Origin of the sequence: Collinsella sp. AF23-4AC, assembly GCF_003462685.1 — a bacterium.
GTDB lineage: Bacteria > Actinomycetota > Coriobacteriia > Coriobacteriales > Coriobacteriaceae > Collinsella.
In genome coordinates, this window is the sequence record NZ_QRVE01000003.1 from 63,450 (window position 1) to 84,899 (window position 21,450).

General features: G+C 60.6%; 16 protein-coding genes and 2 tRNA genes. 4 read left to right on the forward strand and 14 right to left on the reverse strand.

The window, feature by feature from the left end:
- Positions 1-614: 614 nt before the first annotated feature.
- From carB to rpsF, 12 genes are all read right to left on the reverse strand, one after another.
- Positions 615-3,929, reverse strand: a complete 3,315-nt coding sequence (carB, locus tag DWY05_RS03310; RefSeq protein WP_117820645.1) for a carbamoyl-phosphate synthase large subunit — start codon at positions 3,927-3,929, stop codon at positions 615-617.
- 1 nt (position 3,930) lies between these two features.
- Positions 3,931-5,370 carry a glutamine-hydrolyzing carbamoyl-phosphate synthase small subunit gene (gene carA / locus DWY05_RS03315; RefSeq protein ID WP_117820644.1) on the reverse strand — a complete coding sequence of 480 codons (1,440 nt, stop codon included), beginning with the start codon at positions 5,368-5,370 and terminating at the stop codon, positions 3,931-3,933.
- A 206-nt stretch (positions 5,371-5,576) separates the two neighbouring features.
- Positions 5,577-6,536, reverse strand: coding sequence for a hypothetical protein (locus DWY05_RS03320; RefSeq protein ID WP_117820643.1), 960 nt, complete (start codon positions 6,534-6,536; stop codon positions 5,577-5,579).
- A 19-nt stretch (positions 6,537-6,555) separates the two neighbouring features.
- Positions 6,556-8,328, reverse strand: a complete 1,773-nt coding sequence (locus DWY05_RS03325) for an ABC transporter ATP-binding protein (protein WP_117820642.1) — start codon at positions 8,326-8,328, stop codon at positions 6,556-6,558.
- Positions 8,329-8,410: 82 nt separating this feature from the next.
- Entirely contained in the window at positions 8,411-9,106 is a 696-nt protein-coding gene (locus tag DWY05_RS03330) for an NUDIX domain-containing protein (RefSeq protein WP_117820641.1), read from the reverse strand.
- A 21-nt stretch (positions 9,107-9,127) separates the two neighbouring features.
- Positions 9,128-10,432 (reverse strand): phosphoribosylamine--glycine ligase, encoded by a 1,305-nt coding sequence (gene purD / locus DWY05_RS03335; protein WP_117820640.1) that lies wholly within the window; start codon positions 10,430-10,432, stop codon positions 9,128-9,130.
- Positions 10,433-10,550: 118 nt separating this feature from the next.
- Positions 10,551-11,837 (reverse strand): adenylosuccinate synthase, encoded by a 1,287-nt coding sequence (locus DWY05_RS03340; protein ID WP_055251352.1) that lies wholly within the window; start codon positions 11,835-11,837, stop codon positions 10,551-10,553.
- Positions 11,838-11,930: 93 nt separating this feature from the next.
- Positions 11,931-13,328, reverse strand: coding sequence for a replicative DNA helicase (gene dnaB / locus DWY05_RS03345; protein WP_117820639.1), 1,398 nt, complete (start codon positions 13,326-13,328; stop codon positions 11,931-11,933).
- Positions 13,329-13,546: 218 nt separating this feature from the next.
- Positions 13,547-14,080 (reverse strand): 50S ribosomal protein L9, encoded by a 534-nt coding sequence (gene rplI, locus DWY05_RS03350; RefSeq protein ID WP_117820638.1) that lies wholly within the window; start codon positions 14,078-14,080, stop codon positions 13,547-13,549.
- A 15-nt stretch (positions 14,081-14,095) separates the two neighbouring features.
- Positions 14,096-14,362, reverse strand: coding sequence for a 30S ribosomal protein S18 (gene rpsR, locus DWY05_RS03355; RefSeq protein ID WP_006235829.1), 267 nt, complete (start codon positions 14,360-14,362; stop codon positions 14,096-14,098).
- 72 nt (positions 14,363-14,434) lie between these two features.
- Entirely contained in the window at positions 14,435-14,890 is a 456-nt protein-coding gene (locus DWY05_RS03360; protein WP_117773648.1) for a single-stranded DNA-binding protein, read from the reverse strand.
- 48 nt (positions 14,891-14,938) lie between these two features.
- A complete protein-coding gene (gene rpsF, locus DWY05_RS03365; protein ID WP_006235831.1) occupies positions 14,939-15,232 on the reverse strand; it encodes a 30S ribosomal protein S6 in 294 nt (97 codons plus the stop codon).
- A 495-nt stretch (positions 15,233-15,727) separates the two neighbouring features.
- Here rpsF and DWY05_RS03370 point away from each other — a divergent pair.
- A tRNA-Ser gene (locus tag DWY05_RS03370) sits at positions 15,728-15,818 on the forward strand.
- A gap of 48 nt (positions 15,819-15,866) precedes the next feature.
- Positions 15,867-15,957 (forward strand) — tRNA-Ser (locus DWY05_RS03375).
- A 190-nt stretch (positions 15,958-16,147) separates the two neighbouring features.
- On the opposite strand, the gene DWY05_RS03380 is transcribed toward DWY05_RS03375, so the two are convergent.
- Positions 16,148-17,155, reverse strand: a complete 1,008-nt coding sequence (locus DWY05_RS03380; RefSeq protein WP_117820637.1) for a hypothetical protein — start codon at positions 17,153-17,155, stop codon at positions 16,148-16,150.
- 304 nt (positions 17,156-17,459) lie between these two features.
- Between DWY05_RS03380 and DWY05_RS03385 the strand changes: the two genes are divergently transcribed.
- Both DWY05_RS03385 and DWY05_RS03390 read left to right on the forward strand, forming a co-directional pair.
- Complete coding sequence (locus tag DWY05_RS03385) at positions 17,460-18,149, forward strand: trimeric intracellular cation channel family protein (RefSeq protein WP_233503983.1); 690 nt, start codon at positions 17,460-17,462, stop codon at positions 18,147-18,149.
- 106 nt (positions 18,150-18,255) lie between these two features.
- Positions 18,256-19,401 carry a polymer-forming cytoskeletal protein gene (locus DWY05_RS03390; protein ID WP_117820636.1) on the forward strand — a complete coding sequence of 382 codons (1,146 nt, stop codon included), beginning with the start codon at positions 18,256-18,258 and terminating at the stop codon, positions 19,399-19,401.
- 129 nt (positions 19,402-19,530) lie between these two features.
- Here the strand turns inward: DWY05_RS03390 and typA are convergent, their stop codons facing one another.
- Positions 19,531-21,369 carry a translational GTPase TypA gene (gene typA, locus DWY05_RS03395; RefSeq protein ID WP_117820635.1) on the reverse strand — a complete coding sequence of 613 codons (1,839 nt, stop codon included), beginning with the start codon at positions 21,367-21,369 and terminating at the stop codon, positions 19,531-19,533.
- Positions 21,370-21,450: the final 81 nt, after the last annotated feature.

Here is a 21,450-nt window from a genome sequence, read left to right on the forward strand (position 1 = left end):
GTACTGTTTATCTGGTATTACACAGACCATACCTTTCCCTCGGGAACTGGGCTTCGCGAAGTTTCCCGAGGGAAAGGCTCAGCCGCCACCCTGCGACCTACCGGGGGTTGCCATGGCGTACGTTGGCTGATTTGGTTTGGATAAAAAGGTTGGCGGAGAGTGATGGGCAGTTAGTTCAGATACGTATAATTTGGCCGTGGCCTTGGGCACGAAACTGCCGCTTGGAAGCCGGCGCGGACCCAGTATTGGGCCGTTCCCAGCTTGACAGAGCGTCTTTATCGATTCAGATTGCCAAAAATAGGCTGAATGAGTCCAAATCGATCTTCTCCTACTCTCTAGAAAACACGAATTTGAACTAACTGTCCAGAGGCGTCCTCGACTAACAGTAAAAAGGCCTCCATACAAAGAGTGGGCCCTGCCGCTCGAACGAACGGCAGGGCCCACACTCACTTTCTTTTTCAGCCCTAGTCATCGCGCAAAGCCCCTTCGGCAGCACACGGTGCAGCCAAGTCACCGCAGGCCGGGGCGGGAGGCGGTCCTTTCTCTCGGAAAACTTCGCGAAGCCCAGTTTCCGAGAGAAAGTGTCCGGCTGCCGCCCCGGCCGGCCAGGTCAACTACACCGTGTGCTGCGGCAGGTCCTGCAGGGCGATGACGTCCATGCCCATGTCATTGGCGCTGCCATGACCCTGCTGGTCCTCGCGCACGGCCTCGATGGCACTCACGTACGTGTTGGCGGCAGACATCGCCGTCACGCAGGTCACACCGCGACGCACGGCCTCGGTACGTAGCAGGTAGCCATCGCCACGCGAGCCCGGACCGTACGGCGTATTGATGATCACCGCGATCTTGCCATCGGCGATCAGGTCACCGATGTTGGGACGCTCGCCGTCGTGCGGACCGCTAATCTTCTCCACGACTTCGCACGTCACGTTGCCTCCGCGCAGCACGCGCGCCGTACCCTCGGTAGAGCAAATGTCAAAGCCCAGGTAGCGCAGGATGCGGGCGACCGAAAGGATATGGCGCTTGTCGCGGTCGCACACACTGATGAACACCTTGCCGCTGCTCGGGTCGGGCAGCTTGTAGTCGATCGCCAGCTGCGTCTTGGCGTATGCCTCGGGATAGCTCTTGGCGATACCCATGACCTCGCCCGTCGACTTCATCTCGGGTCCCAGGATAACGTCGGCTCCCGGGAAACGGCCCCAGGGCATAACGGCTTCCTTCATGCAGAACCAGTCCAGCTGACGCTCGTCGCTCGGCAGGCCCAGGCTCGCGATGGAATCGCCCGCCATGATACGCGCCGCGCACTTGGCCAGCGGCACGCCGGTGGCCTTGGAGATAAACGGCACGGTACGGCTGGCACGCGGGTTGGCCTCGATCACGTAGACGGTCTCGCCCTTAATGGCGTACTGCACGTTGACCAGGCCGCGGACTCCCAGCGCCATCGCGATGCGGCGCGTAGTCTCGCGGAGCTTCGCCTGCAGGCTCTCGCTAAAGCTAAACGGCGGAATGCACGTCGCGGAGTCGCCGGAGTGAATACCGGCCTCCTCGATATGCTCCAGGATACCGCCGATGTAGACCTCCTCGCCGTCGCACAGGGCGTCGACATCGGACTCGATCGCACCCTCCAAGAAGCGATCCAGATACACCGGGTAGTCGGGGCTAATGCGTGCAGCCTCGGTCATGTAATCGCGCAGATGCTCGGCATCGTAGGCGATCATCATGCCGCGGCCGCCCAGCACATAGCTCGGACGTACCAGCAGCGGGTAGCCAATGTGTGCGGCAACGGCCTCGGCCTCCTCAAACGAGGTGGCCTGGCCCGCCGGCGGGTACATGATGCCTAACTTGTCGAGCAGAGCGGCGAAGCGCTCGCGGTCCTCGGCAAAGTCGATGGCATCGGGCTTGGTGCCCATGATGTTCACGCCGCTCTCCTCGAGCATGCGCGCCAGCTTAAGCGGAGTCTGGCCGCCGAGCGTCACCACGACGCCGTCGGGGCGCTCAACATCGATAACGTCCATGACGTCCTCGTAGGTGAGCGGCTCAAAGTACAGGCGGTCGGACGTGTCATAGTCGGTCGAGACGGTCTCGGGATTGCAGTTGACCATGATGGTCTCAAAGCCGCGGGCCGCCAGCGCGTAGCTCGCGTGCACGCAACAGTAATCGAACTCGATACCCTGGCCAATGCGGTTGGGACCGGCGCCCAGGATCATCGCCTTGGGCTTGTCCGCCGGCGTGGTCTCGTCGGGAGCCACGCACTTCTTGGCGAGCGGGCTTGTGCGGTAGATGTTCTCGTACGTCTTGTAGTGGTACTCCGTGGCGCTCGAGAACTCCGCAGCGCAGGTATCGACCGTCTTCATGCTGGGAACCACGCCCAGGCCCTTGCGGTAGGCGCGCACAAAGCGCTCGTCCGAGCCGGTCAGCGCGGCGATCTCGGCGTCGCTCGTGCCATACTGCTTGAGCAGGCGCATCGCGTCGGCGTCGATATCCTCCACACGCAGGCCGCGGATGCTCTCCTGGACCTGCACCATATCGTTGATGCGATTGAGATACCACGGATCGATACCGCAAATGGCGTGGATGCGCGCAACATCCCAGCCGCGGCGCAGGGCCTCGACCACAAAGAAGATGCGGTGCTCGGTCGGGGTACCCACGGCCTGAGCAAGCTCGTCGTCGCTCAGCTTATCGGCACCTTCCTTGCCGCCGGCGCAAATGCCCTGGTGGCCGTCCTCCAGCGAGCGCATAGCCTTGCCAAAGGCCTCCTCAAAGGTGCGGCCGATCGCCATGATCTCGCCCACGGCCTTCATGCGCGTGGTGAGCGTGGGGTCGGTACCCTTGAACTTCTCGAAGGCAAAGCGCGGCACCTTGACCACACAGTAGTCGATCGTGGGCTCAAAGCAGGCGGGCGTAGCCTTGGTGATGTCGTTGACGATCTCGTCGAGCGTATAGCCCACGGCCAGACGCGCGGCGGCCTTGGCAATGGGGAAACCCGTGGCCTTGGAGGCCAGCGCGGACGAGCGGCTCACGCGCGGGTTCATCTCGATGACGATCAGGCGGCCGGTGTTGGGGTTCACGGCAAACTGCACGTTGGAGCCACCGGTCTCGACGCCGATCTTCTCAAGAATGGCGAGCGAGGCCACGCGCATGCGCTGATACTCAAGGTCGGAGAGCGTCTGCGCCGGCGCCACGGTGATGGAGTCGCCGGTATGCACGCCCATGGGGTCGAGGTTCTCGATGGAGCACACGATGATGCCGTTGCCGGCGTGGTCACGCATGACCTCCATCTCGTACTCTTTCCAGCCCTCGATGGACTCCTCGACCAGCACCTCGTGGGCGGGCGAGAGCTCCAGGCCCTGGCTCACGATGGAGACGAGCTCCTCGTGGGTGTGAGCGATGCCGCCGCCGGCGCCACCGAGGGTAAAGCTCGGGCGCAGTACACAGGGATAGCCCACGCGCTCGGCGATAGCCTCGGCGTCGGCCACGCTGTAGGCATAGCCCGAGCGCGCGACCTCCAGGCCGATCTCGGCCATGGCCTCGTTAAAGAGTTTGCGGTCCTCGCCACGCTCGATGGCGGCCAGGTCGCAACCGATCATCTCGACGCCGTACTTGTCGAGCGTACCGTCTTTCGCCAGCTCGACGGCGGCGTTCAGACCGGTCTGGCCGCCCAGCGTGGGCAGCAGCGCGTCCGGGCGCTCTTTCTTGATCACGCGCTCGATAAACTCGGCGGTGATAGGCTCGACATAGGTGCGGTCGGCCAAGCCCGGATCGGTCATGATGGTCGCCGGGTTGGAGTTGACCAGGATGACCTCAAAGCCATCCTCCTTGAGCACCTTGCAGGCCTGGGCGCCGGAGTAGTCGAACTCACAGGCCTGGCCAATAACGATAGGGCCAGAACCAATAACGAGGATACGCTTGATGTCAGTACGTTTCGGCATGTTAGTTCTCCTCACTCGCAGCGTTCTCGGACTCGGCGAAATTCCAGCCGGCAAGGCGGTCCTTCGCGGTGTCGATGTCCAGGTAGTTCTCCTCGCCGTCCATGAGTCGCGTAAAGGCGGTAAAGAGATAGTGGGCATCGGTGGGGCCGGGCGAAGCCTCGGGGTGGTACTGGACCGAGAAGCACGGTGCGTCGAGCAGCTGGATGCCCTCGGCGGTGCCGTCGTTGAGGTTCACGTGCGTCAGGCGAATGCGGCCGAAGCGCTCGTTCATCACGACCGGCGCGATGCCGCGACGCACCCAGACGCGCAGGTCGCCATCGGCCGCATGCTCGGTCTCGCCGCCGGAAAGTTCCGGGATCAGTTTGCCCAGACTGGGGAACAGCAGGCCAAAGCCGTGGTTTTGCGCGGTAATCTCCACGCGACGGCTCACCAGGTTCATAACCGGCTGGTTGCCACCGCGGTGACCGAACTTAAGCTTTTCCATCTGGGCGCCGCACGCCAAGCTGATCATCTGGTGACCCAGGCAAATACCAAAGACCGGCACCCTGCCGATCAGCTGCTGCACCTGCTCGTAGGTCTCTACCACGGCATCGGGGTCGCCGGGGCCGTTGGATAAAAAGACGCCGTCGGGATTCATGTCGAGCACCTCACTCGCGGGCGTATCCCACGGCACGACAGTAAGGTCGCAGCCGGCACGGACCAGGCCCTCCAGGATGCCGCGCTTGACGCCGCAGTCGTAGGCGACCACGTTGTGGCGGGAAGGAGCGGCAGGGGCAAGCGCAAAGTCATGCGTAGCGGGCAGGTCGCCCGCGGAAAAAGCATGGGGCTCGGGGCAGCTCACGGTCTTGACCAGATTCTCGCCCACCAGCGTCGGCGCTGCGGCCAGACGCTCGGCAAGCTCGTCGACGTCAAAGATCTCGGTCGAGATAATGCCCATCTTGGAACCGTTGTCGCGCAGGTGGCGCACCAGGGCTCGGGTGTCGACGCCCTCGATGGCGACGATGCCGTGGGCACGCAGATACTCCGGCACGCTGACGGCCGAGCGCCAGTTGGAAGGCGTGGCGCACATGTCGCGGACGATCATGCCGCGCATGGCGGGAGCGCTCGCGGGGCGAGCGGTATCGCCGGGGAAGGCCGACTGGACGTCGGTCTCATCAATTCCGTAGTTACCGATCTGCGGATAGGTCATGGTTACGATTTGGCCGGCATAGCTCGGGTCAGTCATGACCTCAAAATAGCCCTCAAGCGAAGTGTTAAAGCAGACTTCGCCGGTTGCGGTACCCTCGGCACCACATGCACGGCCATAAAAAATGGTCCCATCCTCAAGATACAGGATGCAGGGACCGCAGGTGCCCTTGCTGGTTTTTGCCAGCATACGCTGGCACAACTCGCTGGGCGCGACGGTGCGGGCGGCAGCGCCCGCAATATGGTTGTTCGCCATAATTCTCCTTCCCGGTCTCACAGGACCGGCTTAAAGGTTGGTAGTTAGGCCTCGCGGTATTCTAACCGTAAGCATCGCATATGGCATTAATTACATAGAATTGTTTACAAAATGATAATTATGACTTCCCATGCATAATGATTTTTCTGGGACGGGGATTAAAAATCGTCCCGCGTGGGCTTGTGACTCACGCGGGACGATTCGTTTTATTTATCCTGCTCCAGCAGATCGGACGGTGTGCGATCGGGCTTGCCGCCGCGGAAAATCTCGCGGCCATGCAGGCGATGCTCCAGGTCACGTTCGGCCTTTTCCTCGTCAATCTTGGTCTGGCTTACCGCCGGGTCCTCAATCAGCGACGACACCGAGTTCACCTGCTTTTGGATGCGCTCGGCAATCGTGTCGTCCATGCTCACGATACGCATCTTCCAGTCGATGCTCGTGGCATTTGACGAGCTCTTGGTCCACACGAACGTCAGAATGGCGCTCTGATGGCCCCGTGCGGGAAACATGCCAAAGAAAGAGTCGTGCTGGATCTTGCTGTCCTCGTCGATATAGGCGTGCACGTTATACACCACGCGGTCGATCTTATCGTTGAGCAACGCGTTGGTCGCAAGTGCCGCAGCCTGAATCTGCCCGTTGGACAGCAGCTCAAGCTCGTTGGCAGACGATGTGTCCAACACCGTTACCTCGACCGTGCCCGTACGTTCATCGGCTTCATCGACGGTAAAGTCGAGCGGGAACTGCGTAAAGCCGTTGCCCCACTCAAGGCCGCCCTTCAGTGCCGTGGAAACGGTATCCACCGAAACGCTCTCGGACAGGTTGGCAGTGTTCAAGCGGCGCATCACGCCGTAGCCAATCTGCATGCCCACGATCAACACCAGAATGCCGATAACTACGGCCATGGCAGTCTTCGTAATGGTATGGCTCACCCGCGAACCCGAAGGGTCATCCTCGGACAGCGGGTCGATATGTTTTGCCTGGCTCGCGCGGTCCTCGCTGCGCAGCTGCGCCAGCGCCGCCTTGTCGCCGCGTTTGACCGCAGCTTCTTTTTCGCGCATGCGCTCGGTGCGCTTTTTGGCAAGCGTCGGATCCAAAACGCCGGATGCGTCGATCTCGGAGAATAACTCCGTCACTTCTTCCGGAGTCAAAGGGTTCTTCTCAGCCATATACTTCCTGTCATATCAATCAGTCGAGCTCGTGCGCACGCGCACCTTCGAACTGCATTCGATAGTAACGGGCATAGGTGCCGCCACGGGCGAGAAGCTGCTCGTGCGTACCACGTTCCACAACGCGACCATGCTCGACGGTCGCAATCTCGTCGGCATGTTTAATGGTCGAGAGACGGTGGGCGATGATGATCGTGGTGCGACCGCGTGCCAGGCGCTCGAGCGACTCCTGCACCGCTTCCTCGCTCTCGTTATCCAAGGCGCTCGTCGCCTCGTCCAGGATCAGGATCTTGGGGTTCTTGAGAAACACGCGCGCAATGGCTACGCGCTGCTTCTGGCCGCCCGAAAGACGGCTGCCGCGCTCGCCCACGACCGTGTCGTAGCCCTGCGGCAGCGACTCGATGAAGGCATCGATATTGGCGCGGCGAGCGGCCTCGGCGACCTCTTCTGCCGTGGCGCCTGGCCTGCCGTAGGCGATGTTCTCGCCAATCGTACCGTCAAACAGATAGACATCCTGCTGCACCAGGCCAATGGCGCGGCGCAGACTCTGTTGCGTCACGTCGCGCACGTCCTGGCCGTCGATGCTGATGGATCCAGCAGCCACGTCATAAAAGCGCGGCAGCAGCGAACACGTTGTGGACTTGCCGCCGCCCGAGGGGCCAACCAGCGCAATGGTCTGGCCGGGCTTGATGGACAGATCCATATGGTCGATAACAGGGCGCCCGTCGGCGCCGCCCTCGCCCAATTCAACATCCTCGTAGCTAAAGCACACGTCGCGATATTCAACCGCGCCAGCCGTCACCTGCAGATCCGCGGCATCCGGCTTGTCCTGGATATCCGGGGCGGTCGAAAGCACCTCGTCCATGCGTTTAAAGCCGGCGATGGCCTTCTGATACGTCTCAGCCGAGTTCACAAGCGTCTCGAGCGGGGTGCAGAACAGCGAAATGTAGAGCGCGAAGGTCGCCATATCGACCGCCTGCAGCTGTCCCTGGGCCACCAGCCAACCACCCAGCAGCACCACAATCACGTACAGCACGCCCGAGAGCAGACCATACGTCGCAGTGTAGACGCCCATGGCGTGATACATATTCTCCTTGGACGAAAGATAGCGGTCGTTAGAGGCGCGGAACTTGGAACGCTCAGCTTCCTCGTTCGCAAAACTCTTGACCACGCGCATGCCTGCCAGCGAATCCTGCAGCTGAGCATTAATACCGCTGATCTTTTTGCGGTTGTCGCTAAAGACCTCGCGCATGCGCATGTTCTGCCAAAACATGATGACCGCAAACGCCGCCGTCACCACGGCCATGGCAAGAGCCAGCGCCGGGGCAATAGCAAAGAGGATCACAAACGAGCCGACGATCTCGATGCCGCAGATGATAATCCACTCGGGCACGTGGTGTGCCGCCTCGCAGATATCGAACAGGTCGTTGACCACGCGGCTCATCATGTCACCCGAGCTGTTGCGATCGAAGTACGCAAAGCTAAAGCGCTCGTACTGATCGAACAGGTCCTCGCGCATCTTGGACTCCATGCGCGCGCCCATCACGTGGCCCCAGTAACTCACAAAGTAGCGACAGGCACAACGGATGGCATACATCAGTACCAGGCCAACCGCGATCATACCGAGCGCCTGCATGATGGCCGCCTGGCCCTGGGTAAACAGCCCACCGGTCAGATTGCGCAGGATAATGGGAAACGCCAGGTCGATGGCGGCGAGCACCAAAGCGCAAACAGTATCAGCAACAAAAAGCCCCATCTGGGGCTTGTAGTAAGAAAGAAACCTCTTCAGCATGTGATCCTCAAAGAAATATCAGCAACGTAAGGCCCTGGGACAAAGCAATCAGCAGTACTTGTCCCAGGGCTACCCCCACTCGTTAAAGCTCCGCGCCCCCAAGGCGGTGCGCGATGCTATCGCAGGCCAAGGCGCCCACGACGGTCTTGGCATCCTCGATCTTGCCGTCGAGCACGGCGTCGATCAGCTCGTGCAGCGGCACTAGGTCCACGTTGACGAACTCGTCATCATCGGGGTTGGGTGCATCGAACTCGAGCTTGGTGGCCAGGTAGATATGAATGATCTCGTCGCAGAAGCCGCAGGTCGTGACAATCGACGTCAAAAAGCGAATGCGGCCGGCCCTAAAGCCCGTCTCCTCGTGCAGCTCACGCTTGGCGCAATCGAGCGGATCCTCGCCCGGATCGAGCTTGCCGGCGGGAATCTCGACCGTCACGCGGTCGATGGCGGTGCGGTACTGACGCACCAGCACAATCTTGCCGCTCTCGGTAAGCGCCACAACGGCCGCCGCGCCAGGATGTCGAATCACATCGCGGGCGCTGCGGTGACCGTTGGGCAGCTCAACCTCAAGACGGTGGACGTCGAGGATCTTGCCTTTCCAGGCGCACTCCTCCGAAAGAATCTTCTCGTGTAGCTCGGCATCGTGCGGGTCGTCATCGCCCAGCACCAGCATCGGCTCGTCGACAACCTCGCCACCCGGCTCGCCCTCGGCGTGTCCGTACGCGCGGCTATCTTCCTCGACGATTTGCGCGTCAACGAGTTCTTCGTTCTTCTCGTCCATCCGTCTCATTCCTCTCGGACTTTAGGCATCCCAGGCGTCGCGGCCACGCAGCGCGCGCAGACCGATGTCATGACGCAGGGTCTTGCCCTCAAAATCAATCTTCTCGCAGGCCTCGTAGGCAAGGTTGCGGGCGTTCTCAAACGTGTCGCCCAGCGCGGTCACGGCAAGCACTCGGCCACCGTTGGTCACGAGCTGACCGTCCACCACGGCGGTGCCGGCATGGTACACGGTCACGTTCTCCATGGCCTCGGCATCGGTGATACCGGCGATGACCTTGCCCCTCTCGTAGCTGCCGGGATAGCCCGCACTCGTCAGGACAACGGCCACGGCCCACTCGTCGCGCCAGTCGAGCTCAATCTGATCGAGCTCACAGTTGGCGCAGGCCAGCATGATCTCAACCAGGTCGTTCTTAAGGCGCGGCAGCACGACCTGCGTCTCGGGGTCGCCAAAGCGGGCATTGAACTCCAGCACCTTGGGGCCGGCGGGCGTGAGCATAAAGCCGCCGTACAGGCAGCCGCGGTAGTCGATGCCCTCGGCAGCAAGCTCGGCAACGGTCTGCTCCATGACCTTCACCATGGTGGCGTGCTCCTCGTCGGTCACGATGGGCACCGGGCTGTAGACACCCATGCCGCCGGTGTTGGGGCCCTTGTCGCCCTCGAGCGCGCGCTTGTGGTCCTGCGAGGTGGCCATGGGGCGCACGGTCTTGCCGTCGGTAAAGGCCAAAAGCGAGCACTCGGGGCCGGTCAGCATCTCCTCGATAACCACGGTGTTGCCGGCATCGCCAAAGGTGCCGCCAAAGCACTCGCGCACGGCCTCCTCGGCCTGCTCAAGTTCGGTCGCCACGATAACGCCCTTGCCCGCGGCAAGGCCGTCGGCCTTGACGACCAGCGGAGCGCCCTGCTCACGCACATAAGCAAGAGCCGAAGCCTCGTCGGTAAACGAGCCGTAGGCTGCCGTCGGAATGCCCGCGCGCTCCATGAGCTGCTTGGAGAACAGCTTAGAGCCCTCCATCTGGGCGCCCTCGGCACCCGGGCCAAAGCAGGGAATACCCACCGCGCGCACGGCGTCGGCCACGCCCGCCACGAGCGGAGCCTCGGGGCCAATTACCACGAGTCCGCATCCGTGGCTCTGCGCAAACGCCGCCACGGCCGCAGGATCGCAGTCGTCGAGAACAACGTTCTCGCCGCAGCTCGCGGTGCCGCCGTTGCCCGGCGCGATGTAGAGCTTGCCGGCGCGCGGTGATGCTGCGAGCTTAGCTGCCAAAGCATGCTCACGGCCGCCGCTGCCCAACAACAGGATGTCGATGGTTTGAGTGTCCGCCTTCAAGGGTGCCTCCTCTATGGATGAATGGCCCGCTCCGCGCGAGCCCTTTGCAAGCAAATATACCCCTCGGCCGCCCGCTTGGGCTGCAAAGGGGTATATCGCAATAACCAAATAGTCCCGATTACTTCCAGAATCGGTTGATGATCTGCTCGCGACCGGCGCCGACGCCAATGAACGTCACGCGGGTGTGTGCCAGATCCTCGATAAACGCCACGTAGTCCTGAGCCTCCTGCGGCAGCTCATCAAAGCTGCGGCAACCGGTGATGTCGCACTTCCAGCCGGGGAGCTCCTCGTAGATGGGCTTGGCATGCTCAAAGCGCACCTGATGCTCGGGCACGCTGGTGTAGCGCTCGCCATCGACGTCGTAGGCCACGCACACCTTGATGGTGTCGAAGGCCGAAAGCACGTCGAGCTTAGTCAGGGCGATATCGGTGAGGCCGTTGACGCGTGAGGCGTAGTTGGCGATGGGGCCGTCGAACCAGCCGCAGCGACGACGGCGACCGGTGGTCACACCGTACTCATAGCCCTCCTCGGTCAGCGTGTGACCGGCCTCGGACTCATAGGAAAGCTCGGTGGGCATGGGGCCCGAACCGACGCGGGTGATATAGGCCTTCATGACGCCCAGCACGCGGTCGACGTTCTTCATGCCCACGCCGGAGCCGGTGATGGCACCGCCGGCGGTGCAGTTGGAAGACGTCACGTACGGATAGGTGCCGTGGTCGATGTCGAGCAGCGTCGCCTGGGCGCCCTCAAACAGCAGGTCCTTACCCTCATCGATCATGTTGTTGAGCAGCAGGCTCGTCTCGGTGATGTAGGGACGCAGGCGCTCGGCCATGGGCAGATACTCGTCGCAAATCTGGTCCACGGTGTAGGTGGGCAGGTTGTAGATGAGCTCGAGCTCGGGGTTCACGCGGGCGAGAGCGGTCTCCAGCTTGTCGCGGAACAGTGCCTCGTCCAGCATGTCCTGCATGCGCAGGCCAATGCGGGCCATCTTGTCCTGATAGCACGGACCGATGCCGCGCTTGGTGGTACCGATGTTCTTCTTGCCGAGCTTCTGCTCAAAGGCGCCATCCAGATCGATGTGGTACGGCATGATGACATGCGCGTTGCCGCTAATCTTGAGGTTCTTGGTGGTGATGCCGTCGGCCTCGAACATGTCGATCTCCTCAAGGACAACCTTGGGGTTAACGACGCAGCCGTTACCGATCACCGACACGTGGTCGGAATACATGATGCCGGAGGGCACCTGGTGCAGGCCGTACTTCTTGCCGTTGACGACGATGGTGTGGCCGGCGTTGTTGCCGCCCGAGTAGCGCACGACGGCATCGAAGTCGCCGGCGACCAGGTCGCAAATCTTACCCTTGCCCTCATCGCCCCACTGGGCACCGACCAAAACGGTTGACGGCATGTTTACTCCTTACATTCATGGACTGTCTACGCGCCACGCCGGCACGCAGAAGCACAAAACATTCCCAGTATACCCGTGCAACGGGCGCCTGTCCTACTCCTCGGCATGTGCCCCATCAAGCTCATAGAACTTGGTGGATGCCGGCAGGAACATCAGGTCGACGTCGCCGATCGGGCCCGAACGGTTCTTGGCCACGACGATACGCGTAACGCCCTCGTCGGGTCGATCGTCGCGTGAGGCTTCGGCCTCGTCGGCGGAGCGGTCCAAGAACATAACGATATCGGCGTCTTGCTCGATGGAGCCCGATTCACGAAGGTCGGAAAGCTGCGGGCGCTTGCCGGTACGGGATTCGACCTGACGCGAGAGCTGCGACAGCGCGATGAGCGGGATCTTGAGCTCCTTGGCCATGATCTTCAGACCACGCGACATCTCGGAGACCTCGACGGTACGGCTCTCGGAGCGGCGTCCCGGCGGAGGACTCACCAGCTGCAGGTAGTCCAGGATGATGATGGCCTTCTCCTTGTTGTGGAGCATGCGGCGGCTCTTGGCGCGAATCTCGGTCACTGTGGTGCCGGGCGTATCGTCAATCAGAATATCGAGCTTAGACAAGGTCTGCGTGGCCTCGTTGATATTGGCCCACTGCTCGGGGCTAATGCGGCCCATGCGGAAGTCACTGATCGAGATCATGGCGTAGGCGCAGATCAGACGCTGGGCAATTTCCTTGCCCGACATCTCCAGCGAGAAGAAGCCGACGGTATAACCAGCGGCGGCAGCGTTGAGCGCCAGATTCAGGGCGAACGACGTCTTACCTACAGCAGGACGGGCACCGATAATGATGAGCTGACCCTCGCGAAAACCCATGAGCATGCGGTCGAGCGACGGGAAACCCGTGGGCACGCCCGCAGCCTGGCCACCGGCCTGGCACACTTCCTCGGCCTCGTTATAGGCCTCGACCATAAACTCGGTCAGCGTCTTGTAGCTCGACTTGACCTCGCGCGCCGTGACCTTGAGCAGCTTGCTCTCGGCCAGCTCCACGACCTCCTTGGTGTCGGTAGGGGCGTTATAGGCCAGCGCGTTGATCTCGTTGGTGGCGCCGATCAGCTCGCGCAGCATCGAGTCGCGGCGAACGATGGCGGCATGGTGCTGCCAGTTCACGAGCGATAGGGTCTGACCCATCAGCTCCAAAATGTAGGCCTCGCCGCCCGCAGCATCAAGCTTGTTGATGCTGCGCAGGTAATCGATCAGCGAGATAGAGTCGATGGGAATGCGGCTGTTGCACATATCGACCATCGCGGTGTAGATGGTCTTATGAATGGGCCGGTAAAAGTCATCGGGCTGCAGCTCGACCTGGGCCTCCTCGACCACCTCGGGCGATAGCAGCATGGCGGCCAGTACATTGGCCTCTGCATCTTGGTTTTGAGGGAGACCCAACTTGGAGCCACGGTCCTCGACCGTCAGTCCCGTCTCCCTTTCGTCATATGCCATGAGCATCCTCATTCATATCGCTTGCGAGCATCCATAGTATCAGCCACGGTCCCAAAACGGGCCGCGCCCTGGCAATCATCACCGAACGAAACGGATGAACGGTCCTGTATTTGGGACTTCACCATAACGCCTGCCATGACGCTCGCTGAGCGTAGAAAACAAAAGGGCGCCCTGGTTTCCCAGAGCGCCCTTCTTAGAACAAGATTGTTGCGTTGCAGCAAATGCTACTCGGCAGCAGCCTCAGTCTCGACCTCGGCGGTCTCGGCCTCGGCGACCTCAGCGGTCTCCTCAGCCTCGGCAGCGAGCTCCTCGGCGGTAACGCCAACGAGAACGACAACCTCGGCCTTGATCTCGCGGTACAGCGAGATGGCAACGGTGTGGGCACCGGCAACCTTGATGGGCTTACCGAGCTCGACGCGCTTGCGGTCGATGTCCATACCGAGCTGAGCCTTGATGGCGTCGGCGATCATAGCGGCGGTAACGGAGCCAAAGAGGATGCCCTCGTCGCCGACCTTGACGTCAACGGTGACCGTCTTGCCCTCGAAGGCAGCCTTGGTCTCGTTGGCGGTAGCCAGGCGGACGGCCTCGCGCTTGGCGATGTTGTTGCGACGCTCGTCAAGCTGCTTGAGGTTGCCCTTGGTGGCGGCAACAGCGAGCTTCTTGGGGAACAGGAAGTTCTCAGCGTAACCCTGAGCGACCTCTACGACGTCACCCTCGCCGCCCTTGCCCTTGATCTCATCGAGAAGAATAACCTTCATGATGCGTCTCCCTTCTTAGCCGCGGTCGCGGTTGCCACGAGAGGAAACCACGGGGACGGTGTACGGCAGGAGAGCCATCTCGCGGGCGCGCTTGATGGCGTTGGCGATGTCATGCTGATGCTGCGTGCAAGCGCCAGTGACGCGACGGGGCTTGATCTTGCCACGGTCGGTCATGTACTTACGGAGAAGCTGAGTGTCCTTATAGTCGATGAACTCAGTGTTCTCCTTGCAGAACTGGCAGTACTTACGACGCGGCTGACGTGCAGAAAAATCATTAGCCATGTCAAAATACCTTTCGTTTGGCAACTTCGGCGAACCGAAGCCGCCTCTCACTCAAAAATAGGTGAACAGCCCTTAAAACGGGATGTCCTCATCGTAGACGTCGACCGCGGGCGGCGTAGCCACCGGTGCGGCAGGACGCGGTGCGGGCGCTGCAGGGGCTGCGGGGGCGTAACCGCCCTGATCGTAGCCACCCTGGCCACCGCGGGAGCTCATAAACTCGATCTCATCGACGATGACCTCAAGCTTGCTCCGGCGCTGGCCGTCGCGCTCCCAAGAGCTGTAGCGCAGCTTGCCCTCGATCGCGACCTTGTTTCCCTTTGCCAGGAAACGGCTCACGGCCTCGGCGCGCGTGCCGAACATAGTGCAGTCGACAAAGTTGGGATAGTCCTCCCACTCGCCAGTCTGCGGGTTGCGGCGACGATCGTTCACGGCGACGCCAAAGGACAGAACCTGGGTTCCGCCGGCGGTGGCGCGCAGCTCGGGATCACGCGTGAGGTTGCCGGTGATGTTCACTCGATTGATGCTCATAACTCACTACTTCCTCTTGGGGCACAAGCCCAGTCCAAAACGACAGTCTTACTCCTGGTCGTCGCGACGGACGATCATGTGGCGGACCACAGCGTCGGTGATGCGCAGGACGCGATCAAGCTCGGCGATCTGGGTAGGATCTGCGTGGAAGTTGATGAGGGTGTAGTCACCATCGGTGAGGTCGTTGATCTCGTAGGCGAGCTTGCGCTTGCCCCACTCGTCAACGGAGTCGACCTTGCCAGCGCCCTCAGCGATCGTGGTATCGATACGCTTCATAACAGCGAGACGAGTCTCGGGGTCGAGCGACGGGTCAACAAAGAACAGCAGTTCATAAGCCTTCATATTGTCACCTCCTCTGGGCAAATGTGGCTTCAGGTCGTGAAGGTGCGCCTGAAGCAGGAAAAGACTTGGTAATAATATCTTTCAACCTCCCAGGCTGCAAGAATATGCAGCTACAACCTCATGACCTCCACATATGTCCATACTCACACGGCACTTCATGCGTCTTCCAACCAAATGCTGACCAAATGCTTGACGGAACTGTGGACAAGATACGATGCCGCGGGGACAAGCTGAGCCAAGCCGCAGGTCAAAGGGTACAAGGCTGTGGTCGCAAAATGCATACCAGTGGCCTAATTGATCACCAACAAGATTTTAAATTCGTTTGCTCGTGGTCTATAAAGTCCTTTTTTGAACAATTCACTTAGCACGATTTAGCTGGTCAGACTGCATGCGCCGCGCGTTTTAGGCATAGCGCGAGACACTGTGGATCAAAAAATGCTAAGTTTTCGGCTTGCACCTTACGATTCCTCGTGTATACTAACTTTCGCATTTAACGGAGAGTTGTCCGAGTGGCCGAAGGAGCACGATTGGAAATCGTGTAGGCGTCAAAAGCGTCTCCAGGGTTCAAATCCCTGACTCTCCGCCAGTTAATTCCAAAGCAGGCCTTCGAGCCTGCTTTGTTTTTACCCCACGCGGAGGGGTGGCAGAGTGGTTGAATGCGGCGGTCTCGAAAACCGTTTGGCCTGTATAAGGTCACGAGGGTTCGAATCCCTCCTCCTCCGCCATTTTGGTTGAGAAAGCTCCCAACAACGGGGGCTTTTTTGTTTAGAGTCCCTTACAAGCAAATACGGCGGAGGAGGAGGGATTCGAACCCGACCTTCCCTCAAAAACATGTACGTCAGCCTCCAAAACCGACATTTTTCGACATCTTTGAAGGCTGACGTACACGTTTGGATTGAGCTCACGGGAGTGGCACTATTCGGAAGGCGCCTCCTCGTCTCGCATGCCTTTCCAGTTACGGATAAGTGCCTTGCGTAGTTCGTTTTGTTTTCTCTGGTACCCGGTGTCGGTACAGCGAGGCATGCCGAGTGCTTCGCGAATGTTGTTCATGGCGCGGTGAAAGGCGAGCTGGCGGCCGAACTGAGCCGAAGTGAGCGTAACGATTCGATATCCCATTTGGGGGAGAACGGCCTCTCGCTCCGCATCTGCTCCCTTGCGCTCGAACTCATCGTGAAAGCCGCCCTTATATTCGATACCGAGCTCCCTGCGCTTGTAGGTAACGAGCGCATCGATTTTGAGCGTTCGAGCCTTGGCGCAATGCCAGAGACGTTGAGGGATCTCGAGCGGTTTGTTGAGTTCGATACCTCGGATGCCAACGCCGCCTTCGCTTGTTGGGAGTGAGAGGGCGATTGCCGAAGCGGTCTCCATAGGCGAGGCCGAGCGATCGTAGATGTGCCTGAGCGCGAGCCGTGCACGTGTGGCACCGGGTTTGCCGGGATGCCGATCGAGCAGTTCGATTATTTCATCCTTGGAGGTGGTGGCTGGTTGCTCGGTATAAGGGTCGGTGGGATTGAGCCTCATGCGATAATCGCCGCAAACTTCATAGCCATATTCGAGATATTCAATCCTATCCATCCACTCGGCCGCGAGCACGAAGGTGAAGGCTTCGTCGGTGATGAAGACTCCGGGCGTCAACTCGTTAATATGCTCGTAGGGAAGATTTTGTCCAAGAATGTGGCAAACGACGCCTTTGGTACGCATTCGCTCGAATTCGAATACAACCGCGATATCGATAGTCTTGAGCATATCGGACGGAATGCCGCAGTCGGTAAGGGCCTGTCGTATGCGCGCAACACGTTGCTGGGTGGAGATGCCTTGTGCACCTATCTGGTAGTCGTGCCGCGCAAGAGACTGAACCAAATTCTGGGGTGCATGATGGACAAGCCATGCGGTTTTATGCGAAATGAGAACAGGGGTGTCCATTGAGGGCCTCTCGCTCTGAGCCGGTATCCAACTCTTATGTCCGTTGAAGTGGGGAAATATACCGGATGTGAGTAAATCAACTCATTCATGCTGTGAGCTCAATCCAAACATGTACGTCAGCCTCCAAAGATGTCGAAAAATGTCGTTTTTGGAGGCTGACGTACATGTTTTGGACCCCTGGCATTCCAGCAATGCCACGTCCGCGCCCAGTCCCTACCGTTTGCCGAGCAATGGGGTCGCAATCGCCGCCAACCATGTACTATGTACGGGCATTGTCTAAACTCGCAATCAGAAGGATTCCATCTTGCCCGTCGTCGCCGCTATGACCGTTACCTCACATGCCTCGGATGCCATGGTCGCTATCCCCTTTTGGCTCGAGATGTTCGCTGTTGTCGCGGCATCGATCTCGGGCGTGCTGGTCGCGCGCGAGCATAAGCTCGACCTGGTGGGCGCGGTCGCACTCGCCGTGGTCTGTGGCCTGGGCGGCGGTCTATTACGCGACATGACACTGCAAGTGGGCAACGTCTACATCCTCAACCAGCCGATGGCACTGCCGCTCTCCATCGCCACGGCGGCCATCATCTACATCTTCCCGGCAATCGTCGATAAACCCGAGAAACTCATTCCCCTGCTCGACATCATCTCGGTCGGCATCTATGCGGCAACTGGCGCAGACAAGGCGCTGGTCTACGGCTTTGCGCCGGCGGTGTGCATCATGATGGGCTTCTTCACCGCGGTGGGTGGCGGCATGTTGCGCGACGGCTTTATGGGCGTGGTTCCGGGCATTTTCCAACGCACTAACTTTTATGCCATCGCGGCCATCGCCGGATCGGCAAGCTATGTGTGTCTCGTTATGAGCGGCATCATGAGCAATGTCGCCGCGCTGGTCGTATGCGTCATCGTGACCATGGGTCTGCGCTGGCTCTCGCTGCGCTTTGACATCAAAAGCCCCACCGAAGAGGACATCGCGCGCTTTTTGCACCGCAAAAAGTAGATTGCGCGGGCTCATCCTTCGAAATACAACCGAGAGGTTCTTTTAGAGCGCCCACGCGTTGGGTACCCTGTTAGATGCATATCGAGCATCTAACGAAGGATTCACTATGCCCCGCAATCAATTCCCGTCGACCCAGCGCTGTAAAGCGTGGGGCCGCATCACCATCCTATTCGCACTCATCGCGCTGGCGATCACCGCGCTTCCCACGGCGTCGTTCGCCGGCACGGACACCGCAGGAAACGTACTTGCGACCGACAATGACGCCAATCCGTCCGGCGTCGAAGGTGACCTGTACTGGGCAGGTCAGAGCCTCAACCTGAACGACACCTCCATCCACCGCGATATCATCGCCGCGGGCGATACCCTCTCGATCCGCGACTGCACGGTGGGTGGCGCCGTCCGCTTGGCGGCGCGTACCATCGACGTTGCCAAGACCACGGTTGATGGCAGCGTGACCGTCGCTGGCCAGCATGTCGTGCTCAATTCCGACAGCACCGCCAACTGCTTCTACGCGATAGGTGAGACGGTTGCCCTGCGAGGCTCTACCAAGTCGGCAGCGCTTGCGGGCGACACGGTGACCATCGATGGCACCGTCGATGGCGATGTCGAGGTTTGGGCCGACAAGCTCATCCTGGGCAAGAACGCCCGCATCACCGGCACCGTGAACGCTCACGTCTCCGAGGACCCCGAGCGTGCCGCGGGAGCCGAGGTCGGTGCGCTCAAGATCGACCGCACCGAGAGCGAGGATACTTCCACCGTTAACGATGTCATCGGCGGTATCGTCGCCGCGGCACTCTCGACCTGCTTTGTCGCCCTACTGCTCGAACTCGTCTTTCCGCGCGCAACCGCCAGCGCCGCCGGCATGCTCCACCAGCGCCCCATGCCCCTGTGGGTGAGCGGTCTTCTGGGCACGATTGCTATCGTCCCCGCCGTCCTACTGCTAATTATCTCTATCGCTGGTCTGTCGCTTGCCGGAGCCCTCATGTGCGGTGTTATTGGCATCGCGCTGGTGTCGAGTGCCTTTGCAGGGTGCGCGATCGCGCGCATGGTCGGACACAGCCAGAACCGCTACGCCATGGCGGCCGCCGGCGGCGTGATCGCAGGTGCACTTACGGCAATCCCCCTCGTAGGCGATTTCATCAGCGGCGTAGCCTTTGTCTTCACGCTCGGCTACGTTATCCAGATCATCTGGCGCAACGCCCACCTCAAACCGCAGCAGCCGGCTAACACGCCAGAACTCCCCACCGCTTAGCAGCTAACCACCACAAAGGGGACAGGCACCTTTGTGGTGGTGCAGACCAACTCAATCCCCTTGCACCAAAAAGGGCGCCGACCATCGCGGTCGGCGCCCTTTCTTATTGGCGGTTATAAGCCCTAGCGCTTATTTGTTGACCTGACCGGCGCGGACGGCGGCCTTCTTGCGGTCGGTGGCATTGAGCAGACGCTTGCGCAGGCGAATGTTCTTGGGGGTGATCTCGACCAGCTCGTCGTCGGCGATGTACTCCAGCGCCTCCTCCAGCGAGAAGGTGCGGGGCGGCACCAGCTGGACGGAGATATCGGAGGTCGAAGAGCGCTGGTTGCCCAGGTTCTTGGTACGGGCAATATTGACGACCATGTCGCCGGCCTTGCTGCGCTCGCCCACAATCATGCCCTCGTAGCACTCAGTGCCCGGCTCAACGAACAGCTGGCCGCGCTCCTGCAGCGTACCCAGAGCGTAGGCGACGGCCTTCTCGGTGGTCATGGAGATCATGGCGCCGTTCTGGCGGTTACCGATCTCGCCGGCATAGGGGCCGTACTCCAGGAAGGTGTGGTAGAACACGCCCTCGCCGTGGGTGACGTTCATGATGCGGTTCTTAAGACCCATGATGCCGCGCGTCGGGATCTTAAACTCAAGGTGCGTCACGATGCCCGAGGTGTCCATGCTCGTCATGATGCCACCGGAGGTACCGAAGACCTCGACAACCTTGCCCGAGTACTCGTCCGGGCACTCGACAACAGCCTGCTCGACAGGCTCCAGCTTGTTGCCGTTCTCGTCCTTCTTAAACAGAACGCGGGGACGACCGACCTGGAACTCAAAGCCCTCGCGGCGCATGGACTCCATCAGGACGGACAGGTGCAGAATGCCGCGGCCAGAGACCTCGACGCCACTCTTGTCCTCGAGCTCCTCGATCTTCATGGTCACGTTGTTCTCGGCCTCGTTGAACAGGCGCTCCTTGAGCTGACGGGCGCCCACGATGTCGCCATCGCGGCCGACGAGCGGGGAGGTCGAGGCCTCAAAGACGATGGACAGGGTTGGCGGGTCGATCTCAATGGGCTCGAGCTCGACAGGGTTCTCGGGGTCGGTGTAAACATCGCCGATATCGGTGCGGTCAATACCCACGACAGCGGCGATATCGCCGGCGCCGACTTCCTGGCACTCGGTGCGGCCCAGGTAGTCGAAGGTAAAGAGCTGCTTGACGGTAGCGGTGGCGCTGGAGCCGTCGTTCTTCACAACCAGAATCTGGTCGCCCTGGTGAATGGCGCCGGAGTACACGCGACCGATACCGATGCGGCCAACGAAGTTGGAGTGGTCGATGGTCACGCACTGCATGGCCAGCGGGGCGGTCTCGTCAACCTCGGGCGCAGGCATGTCGTCGATAATCATATCGAGCAGCGGGTACATGTCCATGTTGCCGTCCTCGGGATCGAGGCGGGCAAAGCCATTCATGGCGCTGGCGTAGACCACGTGCTCCATGGCGAACTCGAGCTGGTCGTCGGTAGCGCCCAGGTCGGCCATAAGATCGAGGCAGTCGTTGTAGGCCTTCTCGGGGTTAGCACCCGGACGGTCGATCTTGTTGATGACGATCATGATCTTGAGGCCGGTGTCGATAGCGTGACGCAGCACGAAGCGGGTCTGGGGCATGGGGCCCTCAAAGGCGTCGACCAGCAGCAGGGCGCCGTCGGCCATACGCAGCACGCGCTCGACCTCGCCGCCAAAGTCGGCGTGGCCCGGGGTGTCGATGACGTTGATCTTGACGTCCTTGTACTCGATAGAGATGTTCTTGGCGAGAATCGTGATGCCGCGCTCGCGCTCCTGGTCGTTAGAGTCCAGGACGCGGTCCTCGACCTGCTGGTTGGCACGGAAGGCATCCGTGGCACGCAGGAGCTTGTCGACCATCGTCGTCTTGCCGTGGTCGACGTGGGCGATGATGGCGATGTTCCTCAGATTGTCTACGCGCATGTAGTTCCCCTATCTTCTATCCATATACAAACGGCACGCGTATGCGGCCCGCCCAGCGATACAACGCTCAGCGGGAATATT

Excerpts from the sequence above, each read along its gene's own strand:
- carB (WP_117820645.1), bottom strand. The coding sequence starts at position 3,929 with ATGCCGAAACGTACTGACATCAAGCGTATCCTCGTTATTGGTTCTGGC.
- carA (WP_117820644.1), bottom strand. The coding sequence starts at position 5,370 with ATGGCGAACAACCATATTGCGGGCGCTGCCGCCCGCACCGTCGCGCCC.
- DWY05_RS03320 (WP_117820643.1), bottom strand. The coding sequence starts at position 6,536 with ATGGCTGAGAAGAACCCTTTGACTCCGGAAGAAGTGACGGAGTTATTC.
- DWY05_RS03325 (WP_117820642.1), bottom strand. The coding sequence starts at position 8,328 with ATGCTGAAGAGGTTTCTTTCTTACTACAAGCCCCAGATGGGGCTTTTT.
- DWY05_RS03330 (WP_117820641.1), bottom strand. The coding sequence starts at position 9,106 with ATGGACGAGAAGAACGAAGAACTCGTTGACGCGCAAATCGTCGAGGAA.
- DWY05_RS03340 (WP_055251352.1), bottom strand. The coding sequence starts at position 11,837 with ATGCCGTCAACCGTTTTGGTCGGTGCCCAGTGGGGCGATGAGGGCAAG.
- dnaB (WP_117820639.1), bottom strand. The coding sequence starts at position 13,328 with ATGCTCATGGCATATGACGAAAGGGAGACGGGACTGACGGTCGAGGAC.
- rplI (WP_117820638.1), bottom strand. The coding sequence starts at position 14,080 with ATGAAGGTTATTCTTCTCGATGAGATCAAGGGCAAGGGCGGCGAGGGT.
- rpsR (WP_006235829.1), bottom strand. The coding sequence starts at position 14,362 with ATGGCTAATGATTTTTCTGCACGTCAGCCGCGTCGTAAGTACTGCCAG.
- DWY05_RS03360 (WP_117773648.1), bottom strand. The coding sequence starts at position 14,890 with ATGAGCATCAATCGAGTGAACATCACCGGCAACCTCACGCGTGATCCC.
- rpsF (WP_006235831.1), bottom strand. The coding sequence starts at position 15,232 with ATGAAGGCTTATGAACTGCTGTTCTTTGTTGACCCGTCGCTCGACCCC.
- DWY05_RS03380 (WP_117820637.1), bottom strand. The coding sequence starts at position 17,155 with ATGGACACCCCTGTTCTCATTTCGCATAAAACCGCATGGCTTGTCCAT.
- DWY05_RS03390 (WP_117820636.1), top strand. The coding sequence starts at position 18,256 with ATGCCCCGCAATCAATTCCCGTCGACCCAGCGCTGTAAAGCGTGGGGC.
- typA (WP_117820635.1), bottom strand. The coding sequence starts at position 21,369 with ATGCGCGTAGACAATCTGAGGAACATCGCCATCATCGCCCACGTCGAC.